Origin of the sequence: Streptococcus infantis, assembly GCF_047463655.1 — a bacterium.
GTDB lineage: Bacteria > Bacillota > Bacilli > Lactobacillales > Streptococcaceae > Streptococcus > Streptococcus infantis_Z.
In genome coordinates this window covers 13,180-30,778 of sequence record NZ_JASHDM010000005.1, presented here as the reverse complement: position 1 = coordinate 30,778, position 17,599 = coordinate 13,180, and the positions used below count along the sequence as shown (strand labels likewise).

Here is a 17,599-nt window from a genome sequence, read left to right as displayed (position 1 = left end):
TTATTATTGAAGGTCGATTTTTTTGATCTGTTATTTTTTCAAACGTTCAACGTCACGCGCGATAACGAGTTCTTCATCCGTTGGAATTACCAGTACACGTACACTTGCTGCATCTGTCGAAATATCTCCGGTTGCACCAAAGACATTTTTCTCTGGATCTACATCACAACCGAACCAAGAAATCCCTGAAATAACATCTTCACGTACATTAGTAGAATTTTCACCGATACCTGCTGTGAAAATAATAGCATCTGCTCCATTTAGGACTGCAAGGTATTGACCAATATGTTTTTGGATACGGTCAACATACATTTCATAAGCCAAAGTAGCATCATGATCTCCTGCCTCCATAGCAGCAATTACATCACGCATATCACTTGACTTACCTGAAACACCCATCAACCCTGACTCACGATTGAGGATACGACTGATGTCCTCAGGCTTGTTAAAGTCCTCTGTATATTGCATTAAATAAGGAATGATGGCTGGGTCAATATCCCCTGTACGAGTTCCCATCATTACACCACCAAGTGGAGTGAATCCCATTGAGGTATCGACAGATTGCCCACCCTTAACAGCTGTAATAGAAGCACCATTACCGATGTGACAAGTGATTAACTTCAACTCTTCAAGTGGACGACCCAAGAGTTTTGCTGCTTCTTGAGCAACGTACTGATGGCTAGTTCCATGGGCTCCGTACTTACGAACTTTGTTTTCTGTGTAATATTTTGTTGGTAGAGGATAGCGATAAGCTTTCTCTGGCATTGTTGTATGGAAGGAAGTATCAAAAACAACGACACTCGTAATATCTGGCAATAATTCTTTGAAGGCACGAATACCCGCAGCATTCGCAGGATTGTGCAATGGAGCAAGAAGACCTAACTCTTCAACTTTTTCAATTACATCACCTTCCACGACTGTAGACTCTTTGAAGTACTCTCCACCTGCAACGACACGGTGTCCAACACCAGTAATTTCATCATAAGATTTAATAATATCAAAACGAATCAAGTCATCAAGCAAAATCTTAACTGCCAAGGTATGGTTTTCAATATCAAGAACTTGTTGTTCTGAACGACCATCAAATTTAACTGTAGAAATAGAATCTTTCAATCCAATTCGTTCAATCAACCCTTTTGCTAATACTTTTTCTTCTGGCATTTGATAGAGTTGCCATTTCAAACTTGAGCTTCCAGCGTTAATTGCAATGGTTTTTGTCATAATGTTTCCCCTTTTTAAGCGTTTTCAACTATTATATCAAAATTTATACTAGATTTCATGTTCTTGACACCAATTTTGAAAATTTTCCTTAAATTCCAACAAAATTCCAGGATCACGAAGACTAGTAAGTGGATAAACGAAGGGCTCTGTCCCTTCTCCCACCTTCTTTTGCAAAACAAAAATGGTCTTAGACTGGGCTCCTTGAGCGAATAGATCCTCTGGTAAAGCTATGATAGCGACTAGTTGAGCTTGATCAGTCAGCCAGGATTTCAAGAGATCACTCTGAGGACTCGTCAAAAGATCTGTTGGAGCAAGGAAAATAGCATAGCCTCCCGTCTTCAGATACTTGAGTGATTGCTCCATTAATAGATGATGAGCGTAAGTATGGTCATCCTTTGCTGCCACTTGGTAACGTGAAGCGATCTGATCGTCTGGGTAGTAGCCAATCGGGAGGTCGCTCACAATAATATCACTTTCTTTTAATACTTGTGGACGTACTGCATCTCCTTGGACAAAGCCCATTTGAAGATCCATAACTTCTGCCATGCTTGCAGCCAGATCGATCAAGAGGTCATCTAGTTCAATCCCAAGGTAATCTACCTTTTTGTTCATGGATGTTAAGAAGCTAGCGCCCAGAATTCCCATCCCAGACCCCAACTCTAATAAACTTAGATCTTCAGCAGGCCACAGTTGCTCCATCAGAAAAATTATCAAGTGAGCAATGGCATCTGGTGTAAACTGGTGATTTGCTTGGAGAGGTTCTGTTTGCGCTGCCTTCATTAATAAAAATTGGTAGGTTCGTAACCACTCTTCTTTTCGAAGAGCCAATCGTTTTAATGCTTGATTATTTTTCTTGACATCTTCCAGATTTGTCTGACCATCCAGATAGATTCCATTTTGCTCAATCAAGGCATCGTAAAAATTTGTCGTCAAATCATTTTGAATGATTTGGACATTTTCTAGTAAATAGGTATATGCTTGTTCAATTTTTTCAAAATCCATACCTTTATCTTACCAAATTCAGAGCTAATTTTCCATATTTTCATGATAGTGAAAACAAATTAAAACCTCTGAGATAACTCTCAAAGGTTTTTATGAATCTATTTACTATTTTCAACTGCTGCTGTTACAAAAGCAGTGTAAAGTTCTTCTGGGCGGTTTGGACGACTTGAAAGCTCTGGGTGGTACTGACAAGCCACAAAGAATTTGTTTTCTGGAATTTCCACAATTTCTACCAAGCGGTTGTCTGGTGAAACGCCTGAAAAGACAAAACCTGCTCCTTCAAACTGTTCACGGAAAGCATTGTTAAATTCATAACGGTGACGGTGACGGCGTTGCACCACCTCTTTGTTATGATAAGCTACCGCTGCCTTAGAACCACGTTTTAACTTAGAAGGATAAAGTCCCAAACGAAGGGTACCACCCATGTCCTCAACATCAATCTGATCACGCATGATATCGATGATAGGGTATTTGGTATCAGGATTTAGCTCTGCTGAATTAGCTCCTTCAAGACCTAAGACATTACGGGCAAACTCGATACAGGTCAACTGCATACCCAAGCAGACTCCCAGCATTGGTACATCATTTTCACGCGCATAGCGAATCGCTTCAATCTTACCTTCAGTTCCACGTTGACCAAAACCACCTGGCACGATGATTCCGTCAGCATCAGATAGGAGTTCTACCACATTGTCAGCTGTCACATCGTTAGCATTGACCCAATCAATCTTGACTTCTGCATCATTTGCATAACCAGAGTGTTTCAAAGCTTCAACAACTGAGATGTAGGCATCTTGCAACTCAACATACTTACCAACAAGGGCAATCTTGACTTGTTTTTTGAGGTTCATAACCTTGTCAACCATAGCTGACCACTCTGCCATATCTGCTGCAGGTGCATCAATTTTCAAATGGTCACAAACGATTTGATCCATACCTTGTGCTTGCAGGTCAAGTGGGATTTGGTAAAGATGATCCACATCCAAGGACTCAATAACTGCTTCTGGTGCCACATCACAGAACTGGGCTAGTTTATTTTTAATACCTTGTCCAGCTGGCTTTTCAGTACGGATGACCAACATATTAGGCTGAATTCCCAAACCACGCAATTCTTTGACAGAGTGTTGAGTTGGTTTGGTCTTCATTTCACCAGCTGCCTTGAGGTAAGGAAGCAAAGTCGTATGGATATACATGACATTATCTGCACCCACATCTGCCTTCATCTGACGAAGAGCTTCTAAGAATGGAAGGGACTCGATATCTCCGACTGTTCCACCAACCTCTGTAATAATGACATCAGAGTCTGTTGTAAGAGCAGCACGCTTGATTTTTTCTTTCAAGGCATCTGTAATATGAGGAATAACTTGGACAGTTGCACCCAAATACTCTCCACGACGTTCCTTACGAAGAACTTCGCTATAGATTTTACCAGTTGTCACGTTTGAGTATTTGTTGAGGTTGATATCGATAAAACGTTCATAGTGACCTAGGTCCAAGTCTGTCTCAGCCCCATCATCTGTTACAAATACTTCTCCGTGCTGGTAAGGGCTCATGGTTCCTGGGTCGATATTGATATAAGGGTCAAATTTTTGAATGGTCACCTTCAAACCACGGTTTTTTAAAAGACGCCCAAGGCTCGCTGCAACGATCCCTTTCCCAATAGACGATACCACACCACCAGTGACAAAAATATATTTCGTAGACATAGATTCCTCTTTCTAAAATGCTCAAGGTCTTGTTCACTAACAGGGGATTGAGAAAACAAGACCTTCATCAATAACTACACCCCAAGAAGAAAAGCTTCCTGGAAAAACAAAAATAGCTCCCTAATAACTAGGGAGCTCCGACCTCTAAAAGAGGTGCCCGAACAATATATTACCTCAAAATGAAGCATTTGTCAAATAGAACAAATCGTTGACTTGGCATTCCATCTTGCATAACTCATTAAAACTAAAAACTAAAAAAGAGGCTGGATCTAGGAAACCGAGACTTGATAGACCGATTCCAGCTCCAACTCCTTTTTATTTTTATTCTTCCTCTTCTTCAGAGTCTTCGTCGTCTTCTTCATTAAGATCGACTTCTTCATCTAGATCATCTGGGGCGATTTCATTGATTTCAGCATCGTAGGCTTCCACTTCATTCTTCTCATCATCTGGATTTTCATCATCATAAGAAAGAGCTGGATCTTCTTCGTATGCATCCTCATCTTCTGGATCATCTGCACTGTAATCAATAGCATCTGCATCACCATCCATAAAGGCGTTGACACGTTTTTTCTTAGCCTTAGGTGCTACTTCTTCATCATCACTTTCTTCAAGAGCAATGATTTCCTCATCGATTTCATCAACTCCATACCATGAACGAAGACCCCATTTGTTATCTCCAAGTGAGATAAAGCTACCGTCAAAGTTCAACTCTGTGTAGAACAAAGGCAAAGCTTCACGAATATCGCTATTAGAGGTACCGAGATAGTTTTGGATTTCATTAACTAAATCACTAAAATGCATTTCGTGATCACGACCACGGAGTTCCAAGATGGCACGAGCCACCTCAATCATAGATAGTTCACTTTTTTCTTGCCCAGCAAATACTTCTAATTCCAAAGCGTTTCTCCTCATTTTTTACTACTAACGTCAGAGTAGATAAACTCTGATCTCATTTTATCATGTACTCTTTATTGTACGATAATTTTGCCTAATAGTCAAAGGTTTAGGAGAAATAAATGTGAAATATTTCAGCTAATTAATACTCAATGAAAATCAAAGAGCAAACTAGGAAACTAGCCGCAGGCTGTACTTGAGTACGGCAAGGCGACGTTGACGCGGTTTGAAGAGATTTTCGAAGAGTATAAAAGACCTGGGAGATACACTCACAGGTCCGATACTTTATTTATAACTCAAAGCTCGTTTAAAGGTTTTCCAGATCCCCAAATCATCTGTTTGAAGGACCAAACTAGCATACATACGTCCGATAAAGGCTGTTGCAGTAACTGCAAAAATAACCGTTATAGCAAGCGAAATCCAAGCCTCTAGTCCATTTGCGTAACCATTGATAGCTCTGAAAGGCATAAAGAAGGTTGAAACGAATGGGATGTAAGAACCGATTTTCAAAATCAAATTGTCCCCAGAAGTTCCTAATACTGTTACCCCAATGAAACCTACCATAATCAAAAGCATCAAAGGCGATAAGGCCTTACCAGAGTCTTCAGGTCGCGAAACCATAGAACCTAAGAAGGCAGCCAAGACTACATACATAAAGAGACTAACCAAGACAAATAACAAGGTATTGATCGAAAAGGCTTCTCCCAAGTGATTTAGAATACCTGAATTTGCCAAGATAGGCATATCCTTAAAGAAGAAAATAGCTCCAAGACCACCTACAACATAAATACCAATATGAGTCAAAATAACGAGAAGTAAGGCAATCATGCGGGCGTAGAAATAATGGCTAGCACGAATGCTTGAGAAGACCACTTCCATGATTTTAGTTCCTTTCTCGCTGGCTACTTCCTGAGCAGTAACACTAGCATAAGTAATCAAAATCATATAGAGGAAGAAACCAAGTCCTGCAGCCGCAAAGGTTTGAACCAGCTTTTTATTTTCCTTGGCTTCATCTATCTGCTCTGTAAATTGAACCGTTTGAGCCAAGCGTTTTTCCTGTTCCTGAGACAAATTTGCTTCTGAACGGTTGAGTTGGGATTGGAGTTCATTCAACTTAGCGGTCACTGCTAACTTAATGCCACTCTCTAGTGAAGTCTCACCATGATAGACTGCCTTGAGGACACTATTCTCCTGGTCAATGGTCAGATAACCTTTTATTTTCTCATCCTTGATAGCGGCTTGGGCACTCGCTTCATCCTTATAGTCAAAGTTAAGACCATTGGTCGATTTAAGTTCTTCTGTAACAAGAGGAACAGAACTAACTACTGCTACCTTACTATTTTGAGCCAAGGAAGAACCTTGGAGAACACCAATTCCTCCAGATAGACCTAAAAAGAGGAAAGGCGAAATCACCATAAAGAAGAAACTCCACGACTTGACATGTCTTAGATAGGTTTCTTTGATTACAACCCACATATTTCTCATACTTCCACCCCTGATTCTAATTTAAAGATTTCATCGATTGTTGGAGCTTGTTGATCAAACGTCGCGATATATTGACCTTGAGTCAAGATTGGGAAGAGTTCTCTACCTGCACTTTCATCATCCAAGATCAACTTCCAGCTACCTTGCTTGGTCAAGCTAACCTGTTTGACATGAGGAAGGCTCTCCAGTTCTTCCTTGCTTCGGTCACTAGAAACAAAAAGTCGTGTTTTCCCGTATTGATTGCGAACCTCTTGAACCGGTCCATGCAAGACCACACGCCCATCACGAATCATGAGGATATCATCACAAAGTTCTTCGACATTGGTCATGACATGGTCAGAAAAGATAATGGTCGCGCCGCGTTCTTTTTCTTTCAAGATAACCCGCTTAAGAAGTTCGGTATTAACTGGATCCAAGCCACTAAAAGGCTCATCTAGGATAATCAAGTCTGGTTCATGAATCAAAGTGATAATCAACTGAATCTTCTGTTGATTTCCTTTTGAGAGACTTTTAATCTTGTCCGTCAGTTTCCCCTTAACTTCCAGTTTTTCCATCCATTGAGGGAGTTTTTCTTTGATTTCCTTGGTGTCCATGCCTTTTAGGGTCGCCAAGTAACGAACTTGTTCAAGGACTGTCAATTTAGGCATAAGACTGCGTTCTTCAGGTAGATAACCAATGCGAGCATAGGTCTCCTGACGAATGTCTTGACCATCAAGCTCAATCTCCCCTTGATAGTCTAAAAATTTCAAAATACTGTGAAAAATAGTTGTTTTCCCAGCTCCATTTTTCCCGACTAGTCCCAAAATACGCCCTGGTCTTGCTTGAAAGTCAACACCAAACAAAACTTGCTTAGGACCAAAACTTTTCTCTAGATTTCTTACTTCGAGCATCATCCACCTCCGAAATTTATTGCACTCATTATACTCCTTTTTGATAGCATTTACAATGATTTATGTACATTTTTAAATCATGACTCTTAAGAAGGGAGTTTACTGGATAAGGACTTTATTGCCTCATCACCAAGCATTTTAGTCCTCCAGATTTTAAGTGATAAATTTATTATACTCATTTCTTGATAAATCCGTTGGCTATGTCCTCAAATGTTCATTTTCAGTCCTGAATTGTTACTACTAATCTTCATCATTCTGCCTAGCTTATCGTGCTATTTTATGGTATATTTTTGATAGACTATAGATTATCATAAGTAAGGAATCTGATATGAAAAAAAGACTTAAACTCGAACCAAACAACAATAACTTAATCATTTGGGAAGCTGAACAGCCAAAAGCCGTTCTTCAGCTTGTACATGGCATGGTAGAATACGTGGAACGATATGAAGAATTTGCTCTAGCCATGAATAACGAAGGCTTTACTGTTATCGGCCATGATCATCTCGGCCACGGCTATACTGCTCAAAATCCAAGTCAACTCGGAGTCTTTCCTGAATCTCCCGAGGAACTCATCGATGATATTGAAAGAGTGACCTCTTTTATTCAAGAAAGCTATCCAGAACTTCCAATCGTCCTTCTAGGGCATTCTATGGGTTCTCTTATGTGTCGCTATTATGTAGCTAAACGAAAACCACCTATCAATGCCTTGATTATCATGGCGACTGGTCAACAACCTCAATTTCTGACTCGATTCGCTCTCATCCTAACAGAATGCATTCGACTTATAAAAGGGAATAAACACCGTAGTAAACTCTTGACTTATCTATCAACTGATAGCTTTAATCGAACTATTAAAAATCCTAAAACATCTGTCGATTGGCTCTCAAAAAATGAAGAATCCAACCAAGCTTATCTGAAGGATCCATTCTGTCAATTCATACCTACTATTCCCATGTACAGAGCCATTTTTTACTTTTCTAACCAAGTAGCGAGTAAACAAGTGATCGATGAGATTCCAACCCAACTCCCAATTCTCGTGATTTCAGGACAAGAAGACCCTCTAGGCGAAAATGGTAAAGGTATAGAGAGATTTGTAAAACTCCTAAAGGCTTCACATTCGAAAGTAAGCCTTCGATTAGTTGAAGAGGCTCGTCACGAAATTCTAAACGAGAATAATCGAAACGATACCTATCACTTCATAGCTGATTGGATGACAAAAAATACCGATGTCTGATCATCTTGTAACAGTATTAAAAAGGAGTTGTTTCCCCGCCAATTTGATTCAATCATCAGGCTAAAGCTTGATGATTTTTTCTACTAAAAAATCCATCCCTAGGGATGGATTGAAAATTTTTAACGCACTTCTGCATTCACTTTTTCTTCGAGCGATGCTTGGATTTTTTCCATGTAGCGTACGACTTCTTCGTCTGTCAAGCTATCTTCTGGATTTTGGAAGGTCAAGCTATAAGCCATTGACTTCATACCAAGTCCTAGTTTTTCGCCTGAGAAGACGTCAAAGAGTTTGATAGCTGTCAAACGTTTCACGCCTGCAGATTTGATGGCATCAACTACATCTTGGTGAGTCACTTCTGCCTTGAGGAGAAGGGCGATATCACGGCTCACCGCTGGGAATTTGGTGATTTCCACAAATGGAGCGGCTGGTTGAAGAGCTGTCTCAATAGCTGAAAGGTTGAGCTCTGCTACATAAGTTTCTGGAATATCGTAAGCCCTGGCTGTAACAGGATGTACTTGACCAAGGAAACCAAGGACTTGGTCACCGAGTGAGATCAAGGCTGTACGTCCTGGGTGAAGACTAGCAATTTCAGAGGTTGCTGTATAAGTCACTTCAAGCCCCAAGCGAGCAAAGAGAGCTTCCAAAATTCCCTTAGCATAGAAGAAGTCAACAGGAACTGCTGCTGTTTGGAAGTCTTTTTCAGCGACTAAGCCAGTCAAGGCAAAGGCAAAGCCGTTAATTTCATTTGGCAATTCTTCTTTTGGATTACCAGTTTGCTCGAAGACTTTTCCAATCTCATAAAGAGCCAAGTTTTTATTCTTACGTGCTACGTTGTAGGCAACTGTATCCAAAATACCTGAAACCATATTTTGACGGAGAACTGAACGGTCCACTGTCATTGGCCACATCAATTCTGTCAAATGACTTGGTTGAATCGTAAACTCAACTGCTTTTTCAGGAGTTGTTAGAGCGTAGGTGATGATTTCTGTCAGACCCGCTCCTTCTGCAATGGTACGTACTTGACGACGAAGTTTTTGTGTCGCAGTCAATTCACCTGCTGTCCCATCGTCTTTTGGAAGACTGGTTGGCAAGCGGTCATAACCATAGATACGAGCGATTTCTTCAAAGAGGTCAGCCTCGATAGTGATATCCCAACGACGACGTGGTACGCTTACTGTGAAGCTATCTGCATTTCCAGAAAGACCGAAGCCAAGGCGACGGAAGACATCTTCAATATCTGCATAGGAAAGCTCTGTTCCAAGGACACGGTTAACGTCTGCAAGAGTTGAAGAAACTTCCACATCTGAAGTATCTAACTGGCCTGCTGAAACAATGCCCTTACGCACTGTTGCACCTGCAAGCTCTGCAATCATGCTGGCTGCCGCATCAAGGGCTTCATTAACTGTTGCCACGTTGATGCCTTTTTCAAAGCGAGAAGAAGATTCTGAACGAAGGTTGAGGCGACCACTAGTCTTACGGATAGATTTGCCATTGAAGACAGCAGCTTCAAGGACGACACGACTAGAGTTCTCAGAGATTTCTGTAGCCTGACCACCCATAACACCTGCAAGGGCTACTGGTTTGTCAGCGACCGTAATCACGAGGTCACTCGTTTCCAACTCACGCTCTTCGCCATCCAAGGTCACCAATTTCTCACCAGCACGAGCATCACGCACACGGATCTCGCTTCCTTCAAAGGTATCCAAGTCAAAGGCATGCATAGGCTGACCAAAGTAAAGCAAGATATAGTTGGTTACGTCAACTACATTGTTAATCGGACGGATGCCTTCATTCATGAGAAGATTTTGCAACCATTGTGGACTTGGTGCAATGGTCACATTATCCAAGATACGAGCGGCATAGTAAGGCTCCTTGTCTGTCTCAATGCTGACAGAAAGAGCATCTGCTGCAGATTCATTGGTTTCTGTTAAACTGAATTCTTTAAAGTTGACTGCCTTGTCATAGATAGCTGCCACTTCGTGAGCAACTCCACGCATAGAAAGAGCATCTGCACGGTTTGGAGTGATAGAAAGTTCGATGATTTCATCATCCAAGTCTAGATAAGAGAAGACTTCATCCCCAGGAACAGCATCTTGAGGCAAGATTTGAATTCCATCTGCAAATTCTTTCGGTACAACGGAGTCAGAAATACCCAACTCACCAAGTGAACAGATCATCCCAAGGGATTCCAAGCCACGGATTTTCCCTTTTTTGATTTTGTAATTGTCTGCAATACGAGCACCTGGAAGTGCCACCATAACCTTGATTCCTGCACGCACATTTGGTGCTCCACAGACGATTTGACGGGCTTCTTCTTCACCCACATTGACTTGGCAGACATGCAAGTGTGTTTCTGGCACATCTTCACAAGACAAAATCTCTCCGACGACAATTTTTGAGAGACCAGCAGCAGGTGATTCTACACCTTCTACTTCGATCCCTGTGGTTGACATTTTTTCAGCCAACTCTTGTGATGGCACATCAATGTCCACCAATTCTTTTAACCATTTATATGATACTAACATAATTTAGTTCCCCAGAATGACCGTTGCCACTCTAGTTTTTTTCCTTTCCTATCATTTCATATAGAAGAATCATCTTCTTACCTTAATTTCTTTTTCAGTAACCAATCCGTATCTACCTTTTGCCCAACCAGAAAACTATGTTGGCTAAATTTTTCAAAACCATATCGATTATAAAATGCTTGAGCTTTTGTATTATGCTCCCAAACACCTAGCCAAGCCCAGGAAAAACCATTGTTTTCGGCAAGCTCCAAAGCGAATTCAAATAGTTGCTTACCAAGTCCAAATCCTTGATATGCTTGTAGCACATAGAGGCGTTGAATTTCAAAAGCGTTCTCTAATTCTTTCTCAGTTTGAGCATTTCCCCAGTTGACTTTGAGAAAACCAGCTATCTCCTCTTCATGTATAATGAAATAGGTCGCTGATTCAGGATTTTCCAACTCAGCTGACAAAACTCTCAGACTATAGGCCTCTTCAAAGTATTCCTGTAACTGCTCTTCCGTATTATCATGAGCAAATGTTTCACGAAAGGTTTGTTTGGCAACCTGGGACAACACCCCAACATCTGCAATTTCTACTTTTCTAATCATTATTTAAACTGTTCTGAGAAACGGACATCTCCTTGGTAGAATCCACGAATATCATTGATTCCGTAGCGAAGCATGGCTACACGCTCTTGACCAAGACCAAAGGCAAAACCAGAGTAAACAGTCGCATCGATACCACTCATCTCAAGGACACGTGGGTGAACCATGCCGGCACCCATAATCTCAATCCAACCAGTTTTCTTACATACGTTACAACCGTCTCCTCCACACTTGAAGCATGAAACGTCAACTTCAACAGACGGCTCTGTGAACGGGAAGTAAGATGGACGCAAACGGATTTGACGCTCTTCACCAAACATTTTTTGGACAATCAACTGAAGCGTTCCTTGAAGGTCAGCCATAGAGATGTTTTTCCCGACAACCAAGCCTTCGATTTGGTGGAATTGGTGACTGTGGGTTGCATCGTCTGTATCACGACGGAATACTCGCCCTGGTGAGATCATTTTCAAAGGACCTTTAGAGAAGTCATGAGCATCCATCGCACGCGCCTGAACTGGAGATGTGTGGGTACGGAGCAAGATTTCTTCTGTGATGTAGAAAGTGTCCTGCATATCACGGGCTGGGTGGTCTTTTGGAAGATTCATACGTTCAAAGTTGTAGTAGTCTTGCTCCACTTCAAATCCATCCACAACTTGGTAACCCATACCGATGAAGATATCTTCGATTTCTTCACTAGTTTGTGTAAGAACGTGACGGTGACCAGTCGCAACTGGACGACCTGGAAGTGTCACATCGATGCTTTCACTTGCTAGTTGAGCTTCCACTTTCTTTTCTTCCAAGAGCTTAGCTGTTTCTTCAAAAGCGGCTGTCAAAACATCACGAGCCTCATTGACGTGTTTTCCGATAACAGGGCGCATTTCAGCAGAAACGTCTTTCATCCCTTTAAGGATTTCAGTCAGTGACCCTTTTTTACCAAGGACTGAGACACGCAATTCTTGCATCTCTTTTTCATTTTCAGCAGTAATCTGCTTCAAGCTAGCTAGCGTTTCTTCACGAAGCGCTTTTAATTGTTCTTCAATAGTTGACATAATTCCTCCATCAGTCTCTCGTAGATAAAAAGAAAACCACATGCCAAAAACTCCATTCGGAGCGTTGACACGCGGTACCATCCGTTTTTATCTGACAAGTCAGACCTTTATTTCTGAATCCATAGGCAAGTGAATTCACCCAGCTTTCATATAGAGAGCTTTCAGTCACGGCTCTCCTCCCTGATATACTTCCCCTGAGATACTAGTCTTGCAGATTCCTATTTAATTATTATTCATTTTATCAAATTTTAAGTAATCTTGCAAGATGTTTTGCGACTAATCAACATAGTCTCCACCTTCAAAACCGTAATACTCTTCCAAACTGAGGCCACTTGCTGCAATTTCTTTGGCTTCTTTGCCAACATAGCGAAGGTGCCATTCTTCAGCCATATATCCTGTTTCTTTTTCCTTACCTTTAAGATAACGAACGACAAAGCCATAGTCAGCAGCATGATCCAAGAGCCATTGAGCTGCTTTTTCTTCTGTCACTAAGTCTCCATCTGTGCCGATAAGGTCGAAAGCAAGACCAGTTTGGTGTTCACTATATCCAGGTCGTGCAGAATAGCGGTCAGCCTCTGCCTTTCCGTCTTGATTGACATAATCTTGATACAATTTAACCTGAGTCTCATAACTTCTAAATCCACTATAGTGGTCGCTGATTGGGAAACCTGCTTGCTGCATAGCTGCAATAAGTTTCAACAGTTCTGCCTTAGCGGTAGGATTTTCTCCTGGATTATAATCTTTAGATAAGGGATAGTGTTTATTAGCGATAACAATTTCATCGTACTTGCCTTGAATGCTATAGTAATCTCCCTTATTGACCACTTCTGCCTTTTTCTGACTCGCTTCCTGAGACTTACTTCCCGCGGTTCCTTCTTGTACAGTCTTCTGCTCTGAAGAAGCTTTTGCGTCAGAAGTTGCTGGTTTTTCTTGCGAACAAGCCGCCAATGTTAGGGCTAGTAGTCCAGACAAGATAAGGTATCTTTTTTTCATGATTTATCCTTTCATATGATAACTTTATCCAATGCAACAGATAAAGTTTGAATTAAGTTTTCTAATTGTTTCGGTTGCGCTTGACAATCTTCTGCTGCCATTTCTTCCCATGGAACCCACCAGACTGGACCACGCCCATTAAGACCGTGTCCCTTCATATCACCAGCTCGTCTAGGAAAAATATGCCAGTGGGCATGGGCATCCCCATTTCCTAACAACTCTACATTCATCTTTTGAGCAGAGAAGGCTTTAGATACAGCTTCCTGAACCATACTCATTTCCTCTAAAAAACGAAGTTTAACACTTGGATCTAGATGATGTAGTTCTGTGACATGTTCCTTTGCTAAAAACAGAGTGTAACCTTCAAAATACTGGTGGTCACCAATGACAACATATCCTGTTTCCAGTTCTTTTACAAAGTAGGGATTGTCACCAGTCTTGATGAGTTCAATTCGATCACAAATCAAGCACATCTTAGTCCACCAAGTCACTCTTGAGATAAGCATCCACCATACGATCAGTAGCCACTACAGAGTCAATATGAGTACGCTCGTAAGAGTGACTTGACTCAATACCTGCTCCTAGAAGAGCGTGCTTAACCTCTGCTCCAGCTGACATCGCTGCAGAAGCATCAGAACCATAAAATGGATAGATATCTAGTTTGAATGGAATGTCTTGCTCTTTTGCGAGAGCTACCAAGTGTTGACGGAATTCATAGTGGTAAGGACCAGAAGCATCTTTAACACAGATAGACACTGTGTACTCGTCTGTCTGCTGATCATCTCCCATTGCTCCCATATCCACAGCTAGATATTCGACAACTTGACTTGGAATACTTGAGTTAGCACCATGCCCCACTTCTTCAAAGACTGAAAAGGCAAAATGCGTAGTGACAGGAAGTTCAATCCCTTCTTCTTTGTATACTTTGAGGAGATTAAGGAGAATAGCTGCGCTGACCTTATCATCCAAATGACGAGACTTGATAAAGCCTGTCTCAGTCACGACAGTTCGAGGGTCAAAGCTGATAAAGTCACCAACCTCGATACCGAGTGCGCGTGTTTCTTTTTCATTGGTCACTTTTTCATCCAAACGAACTTCCATATTGTCCTGTGTACGTTCAGCAGTTCCAGCGTCTTTATATACGTGACAAGAAGTTTGGTGGATCAAAATCGTACCTGAAACAGTTTTCCCTGTGCTAGCCACATGAACAGTACAGTTTTCGCCTTCAATCATATTCCAAGGATAGCCACCGATACGGTCCATCTTGAGGCGACCATCTGGTTTAACAGCGCGAACGATAGCTCCCAAGGTATCCACATGGGCAGTTACATAGCGATGTTGCTCATTATTTTTACCTTTAATGGTAACATTCACTCCACCTTTAGCAGTACGGATAGGTTGATAGCCTAGTTTTTCAAGCGTCTCAACTAAATAATTCGTAATTTCACGCGTAAAACCTGTTGGTGACGCAATATCAGTTAGTTCTTTGATATATTCTACAGTTTGATTCATTTCTTCACCTCTTTTGCTACCTATTATAACACATTTATCATCGGATAAAAAAGAAAATCACTCCTGTAGACTTAGCTACAAAAGTGATTTTAGTGATTATTCCATTTCAAAAGCTTCACTTTCTTGTTTATTTGGAAGAACAAGAGAAAGTAGAATACCGATAATAGCTGGTACTAACCATGGCAGAGAAGCCGCCGCAAATGGTAGAGCGTTCACGATATTTGCAAGGACCTCAACTTTAAAAGTAGATCCTAAAACACTTGCAATAGCAATGGCTGTGACAATACCAACCGTTAATTGCATTCCTGGTTTTGAAAGAGCAACAAACTTGTTCACAATCACAATCATGACAATGGCAATCGTAATTGGGTACAAAATAACAAGAACTGGTACAGAGTACTTAATAATAGCACTCAAACCAAGATTTGCAATAGCAAAACCAATCAAGGTAAAGACTGTCGCATAAACCTTGTAGCTGACTTGTGGAAAACGTCCGTTAAAGAACTCGGCAGTTGATACAATCAACCCTACAGTCGTTGTAAAGCAAGTAACGGTTACCATAGCCGCAAGGAAAAGCTGAGCAGTAGAACCAAAGATTTCTTGAGTCGCTTGAGACAAGATATAAACTCCAGGAGTTCCACTCTTCATTGCTTCTTCTGTTACTGGGAAATGATTGCCCAAGAAACCTAGACCGATGTAGAGAGCACTAAATCCGAGTGCTACAACGATTCCAACAACCCAAATGGTTGAAATGTACTCTTTCTTACTTGAAAAACCAAGTTGTTTCAAGGTTTGTACTGCAATAACACTGAAGGCAACCGATGCAAGCGCATCAAGCGTATTGTATCCTTCAAGGAAACCGGCTCCAAAGGCTGAAGCTTGATAAGCTCCTGACGCTGCTTGTGGTGCGTTCCCACCATACTTGAAAGCTCCAAGGATAACCAGAATAACAATTAAGATGGCAAAAACTGGAGTCAAGATTCGACCGATACGATCTAAGATTTTTGAAGGATTCAGCGAGATTAGGTAGGCAGCTACAAAGTAAAGAATGGTGAAGACAATCAAACCTAAGCCTTTATCTGCTTGATCCAAGAGTGGACTAATACCAACTTCAAATGATGTCGTTGCTGTACGAGGGATGGCAAAGAATGGGCCAATCGACAAGTACAAAACTGCAAGATAAATCGTCGCAAACCATGGAGAAATTTTCTTAGAAATCTCATAGATATAACCCTTCGGATTGAGGGTTCCAATGATTAAGGTTAGGACGGCAATCCCAACACCTGAAAATACAAATCCTGCAATGGCAGGGAGGAAGTTTTCTCCAGACTGTGCGCCTAGAGTTGGAGGGAAAATCAAGTTACCTGCTCCAAAAAATATTCCAAACAGGAGTAATCCTGTTAAAGCACCTTTTTTAGCCATAAACTCTCCTTATTAAAAATAAAATACTTTCCTAGTATAACATGATTAACGGCTAGAAAAGGCTGTCACGAAATAATTCTAAAATGTTTTCAATTTTCCGAATTTTAATGCAAAAAAATCCTTCGAGTCCTTTCTCATTTTTAAAAGGTTTCGAAGGAAATTTTTCTTATTCTAAGGCATCCATGCCACCTTGAACATTGATAACCTCATAGCCTTGTTCTGTTAAAAATTGGCAGGCACGTGCGGAACGTATTCCTGATTTACAGATCACATAGTAAGGCTGGGTTTTATCTAGTTGCTCATAAGTATCTGCCAGTTGACTGAGAGGGAAATTACGAACACCTTCTAAATGAAGAGCCTCAAATTCCTCTACTTCTCTCACATCCAATACAGAAAGCGACTCTTTCTGATAAAGCTGGTAAAAATTGTTAAAAGTAATTTCTTTCATTTTTCTTCTCCGAGAATTTTTTGTATTCTATCTTTTAATTCTGGCACCACTTCTGCCTCAAACCAAGGATTTTTTTTCATCCAAATTTGATTACGGGGTGAAGGATGCACCAGAGGGAAATAATCAGGCAAATAATCCTTGAACCGACGCACACGGTCTGTCACCTTACCACTAACTTTCTCATGTAGATAGTAGGCTTGGGCATACTGCCCAATCAAGAGAGTTAATTGAATATCTGGCAATTCCTTCAAGAGTTCTGGATGCCATTTTTCTGCAAAACCTGGACGAGGTGGCAGGTCACCCGATTTCCCATGACCTGGAAAGTAGAAATCCATGGGCATGACTGCAAAGTAACCTGAGTTGTAAAAGGTATCTTCATCCACACCCAACCATTCTCGCAAGCGGTCCCCACTTTTATCCTTCCAGTATAGCCCTGCTTCCTGGGTTTTGAGACCAGGTGCCTGGCCAATGATATTGATACGAGCTGTTTTTGGTGCTGCAAAGAGTGGCTCGATGCCTTGCTCAGTATAGCTGGCATTCTGTGGATCCTCTATGATAGCTTGCTTGATTCTTTCGATTTGAAACATTTTCTCCTCCAAAAAGAAGTCTAAGCATTAAATCTCAGACTTCTATA

At 41.1% G+C, this 17,599-nt stretch carries 16 protein-coding genes; 1 reads left to right on the top strand and 15 read right to left on the bottom strand.

The features are described 5' to 3' along the window. Window positions 1-30: 30 nt before the first annotated feature. From QM877_RS05465 to QM877_RS05440, 6 genes are all read right to left on the bottom strand, one after another. On the bottom strand, window positions 31-1,221 hold the full coding sequence (locus tag QM877_RS05465; RefSeq protein ID WP_414317795.1) for an acetate kinase: 1,191 nt from the start codon (window positions 1,219-1,221) through the stop codon (window positions 31-33). Window positions 1,222-1,269: 48 nt separating this feature from the next. After that, complete coding sequence (locus QM877_RS05460; RefSeq protein ID WP_414317794.1) at window positions 1,270-2,223, bottom strand: class I SAM-dependent methyltransferase; 954 nt, start codon at window positions 2,221-2,223, stop codon at window positions 1,270-1,272. 98 nt (window positions 2,224-2,321) lie between these two features. After that, window positions 2,322-3,929 carry a CTP synthase gene (locus QM877_RS05455; RefSeq protein WP_414317793.1) on the bottom strand — a complete coding sequence of 536 codons (1,608 nt, stop codon included), beginning with the start codon at window positions 3,927-3,929 and terminating at the stop codon, window positions 2,322-2,324. A gap of 321 nt (window positions 3,930-4,250) precedes the next feature. Then, window positions 4,251-4,826, bottom strand: a complete 576-nt coding sequence (rpoE, locus tag QM877_RS05450; RefSeq protein ID WP_000418422.1) for a DNA-directed RNA polymerase subunit delta — start codon at window positions 4,824-4,826, stop codon at window positions 4,251-4,253. A gap of 282 nt (window positions 4,827-5,108) precedes the next feature. After that, complete coding sequence (locus tag QM877_RS05445) at window positions 5,109-6,308, bottom strand: ABC transporter permease (protein WP_248035697.1); 1,200 nt, start codon at window positions 6,306-6,308, stop codon at window positions 5,109-5,111. Beyond that, window positions 6,305-7,198 carry an ABC transporter ATP-binding protein gene (locus QM877_RS05440; protein WP_311523577.1) on the bottom strand — a complete coding sequence of 298 codons (894 nt, stop codon included), beginning with the start codon at window positions 7,196-7,198 and terminating at the stop codon, window positions 6,305-6,307. The genes QM877_RS05445 and QM877_RS05440 overlap by 4 nt, the downstream gene beginning before the upstream one ends. A 328-nt stretch (window positions 7,199-7,526) precedes the next feature. Between QM877_RS05440 and QM877_RS05435 the strand changes: the two genes are divergently transcribed. Further along, the gene (locus QM877_RS05435; RefSeq protein ID WP_414317792.1) at window positions 7,527-8,432 is read left to right on the top strand and encodes an alpha/beta fold hydrolase; all 906 of its coding nucleotides are present in this window, start codon (window positions 7,527-7,529) and stop codon (window positions 8,430-8,432) included. 119 nt (window positions 8,433-8,551) lie between these two features. Here QM877_RS05435 and pheT read toward each other — a convergent pair whose 3' ends face one another. The 9 genes from pheT to QM877_RS05390 all read right to left on the bottom strand — a co-directional run bounded on the left by pheT (window position 8,552) and on the right by QM877_RS05390 (window position 17,552). Then, entirely contained in the window at window positions 8,552-10,957 is a 2,406-nt protein-coding gene (pheT, locus tag QM877_RS05430) for a phenylalanine--tRNA ligase subunit beta (protein WP_414317791.1), read from the bottom strand. 77 nt (window positions 10,958-11,034) lie between these two features. Further along, window positions 11,035-11,544 (bottom strand): GNAT family N-acetyltransferase, encoded by a 510-nt coding sequence (locus QM877_RS05425; RefSeq protein WP_414317790.1) that lies wholly within the window; start codon window positions 11,542-11,544, stop codon window positions 11,035-11,037. Then, window positions 11,544-12,590, bottom strand: coding sequence for a phenylalanine--tRNA ligase subunit alpha (gene pheS / locus QM877_RS05420; protein ID WP_000103748.1), 1,047 nt, complete (start codon window positions 12,588-12,590; stop codon window positions 11,544-11,546). Before pheS ends, QM877_RS05425 begins: the two co-directional genes overlap by 1 nt. Before the next feature lie 276 nt (window positions 12,591-12,866). Then, window positions 12,867-13,583, bottom strand: coding sequence for an LD-carboxypeptidase LdcB/DacB (gene ldcB, locus QM877_RS05415; RefSeq protein ID WP_315639506.1), 717 nt, complete (start codon window positions 13,581-13,583; stop codon window positions 12,867-12,869). 11 nt (window positions 13,584-13,594) lie between these two features. Next, window positions 13,595-14,056, bottom strand: a complete 462-nt coding sequence (locus QM877_RS05410) for an HIT family protein (protein WP_414294345.1) — start codon at window positions 14,054-14,056, stop codon at window positions 13,595-13,597. Between the two features lies 1 nt (window position 14,057). Further along, a complete protein-coding gene (locus QM877_RS05405; protein ID WP_414317789.1) occupies window positions 14,058-15,095 on the bottom strand; it encodes a M42 family metallopeptidase in 1,038 nt (345 codons plus the stop codon). Between the two features lie 96 nt (window positions 15,096-15,191). Beyond that, window positions 15,192-16,517: a branched-chain amino acid transport system II carrier protein gene (gene brnQ, locus QM877_RS05400; protein ID WP_281334729.1), complete on the bottom strand. Its 1,326-nt coding sequence runs from the start codon at window positions 16,515-16,517 to the stop codon at window positions 15,192-15,194. A gap of 166 nt (window positions 16,518-16,683) precedes the next feature. Beyond that, a complete protein-coding gene (locus tag QM877_RS05395) occupies window positions 16,684-16,965 on the bottom strand; it encodes a rhodanese-like domain-containing protein (protein WP_414317788.1) in 282 nt (93 codons plus the stop codon). After that, a complete protein-coding gene (locus QM877_RS05390; protein ID WP_414317787.1) occupies window positions 16,962-17,552 on the bottom strand; it encodes a uracil-DNA glycosylase family protein in 591 nt (196 codons plus the stop codon). Before QM877_RS05390 ends, QM877_RS05395 begins: the two co-directional genes overlap by 4 nt. Between the last annotated feature and the right edge of the window lie 47 nt (window positions 17,553-17,599).